Origin of the sequence: Paenibacillus sp. OT2-17 (genome assembly GCF_009827695.1) — a bacterium.
Lineage (GTDB): Bacteria > Bacillota > Bacilli > Paenibacillales > Paenibacillaceae > Paenibacillus > Paenibacillus polymyxa_B.
Genome location: NZ_WUDQ01000698.1, coordinates 1 through 1678, shown reverse-complemented (window position 1 = coordinate 1678; position 1678 = coordinate 1). Strand labels below are relative to the sequence as shown.

2 protein-coding genes are annotated in these 1678 nt (G+C 45.5%); one reads left to right on the top strand and one right to left on the bottom strand.

All coding sequences use genetic code 11. The annotated features are described in order from the left end of the window. Nucleotides 1-765: DUF1835 domain-containing protein (locus tag GRP75_RS26230; protein WP_160790808.1), on the bottom strand; the 765-nt coding region annotated here is incomplete at its 3' end. 135 nt (nt 766-900) lie between these two features. Between GRP75_RS26230 and glsA the strand changes: the two genes are divergently transcribed. Further along, nucleotides 901-1678 (top strand): glutaminase A (gene glsA / locus GRP75_RS26225; protein ID WP_160790807.1); only part of this gene is annotated, 778 nt, incomplete at its 3' end.

Genomic DNA, 1678 nt, shown 5'->3' with positions numbered 1-1678 from the left:
CTCCAACCACTCCCGTTCGTATCGACGTCGGTCTTCCATACACACCACATAAAGTTCATCTTCACTTCGCTTAATGAACCGTTCGATTTCTTTCGAATGCACCACGCCCATGGATAAAGGGAATGGACTCTCATTATATAAATGATCATCCGGCTCCCGCTCCAAGGTATCCGTGACATTAATGACCCGAATAGGTGTAGCTCTTTTGCGCAAGAGATATAATACAAAGCGTAATCCGACCTGCTCGTCAGCATTAGAGCCACACCAAATCGTGATCGACTTCTCATCTGGAATTTCACTTAGGGTAACCATCATCTGTTCAATACGGTGCTCCCAATTGGCGTAATGGAAAAACTCATAATGCATCATCCGTTCAGCCAACCAGCCGTGACGGTTTTCTTGTCCTTCTAATGTTTCCAGCCTCCACAATGGTCCTATGGAAAACTGATCATTAAAAGACAGCACGATACTCTCAAGCCGCAATCCTGCACCTGAAAGTCCTCCCTTCATCGAGCCTGCGGCAGACTGAGAAAACAATAGATGCACATGCCTCTCCCGGGTGCGCTCATGCTCCAGACGCTCATTTCGGCTCGTTTCCACATCATTTGCCCACTGCTCTAATATAGGATTAGCCCATTCAGGATTTTTGTCTGATAAGGCTGCAACCTGCTCCAGTACACTATGTACAAAACCTCTAAGTCTTCGACCCTTAATAACCTCATCGTAGTCTTCATCAAAATTCGGTTCATTATGAGATAACAACAAGTCACTGCCTCCTTTTATCTAATTCAATTCAAACTTGTCTTTCGACCAGAAATATCTTTAGAATAGGCGTATAGCTATCACTTCTTACTCTACAATAAAATACCACAGATTGCTTACTTGACTGGAGGAAAAGAAATGACATCGGAGTGGCAGAGATTACAGACCAAACTGCCGGAATGGGTAGAACAAAGCCGTCATGAGTATATTCATGGCAAGGTAGCAGCATATATTCCCGAACTGTCCAAAGCACCAGCCGACGCGCTTGGTGTTGTTGTAATGAACGGTGTGGGTGAAACCGTGGTAGCCGGGGATACGGAAATCCAATTTACGATGCAAAGTATTTCAAAGGTATTTACGCTCATTCTGGCCTTGATGGATAATGGAGAGGACGTTGTCTTCTCTAAGGTGGGTATGGAGCCTACCGGAGACCGTTTTAATTCCATGCTAAAGCTAGAACTGGTCGAGCCGGGTATTCCGTTTAACCCACTGATTAACGCCGGAGCGATCGCAGTCTCCTCTCTGATTCGCGGGAACAGCCCAGAAGAGAAGTTTGCCCGTGTTCTCCAATTTTTCCGTCTGCTTACCCACAATGACACATTGGAATATGATCAGGATGTCTACGATTCAGAATCTGCCACAGGCCATTTGAACCGTTCCCTTGCTTATTTACTAATGGAAAAAGGAATTTTAAGAGGTCATGTGGAGGATGTGCTTGAAGTTTATTTCAGACATTGTGCTGTCAAATTGAACTGTACAGATTTAGCACGTATGGGACTTGTACTAGCTTACAACGGCCGTGATCCGGTGACAGGTATACCGCTGATTCCCCGCCGCTATGTACAGATCGCCAAAACATTTATGACGACATGCGGCATGTATGACGCTTCAGGGGAATTCGCCATTCAAGTCGGAC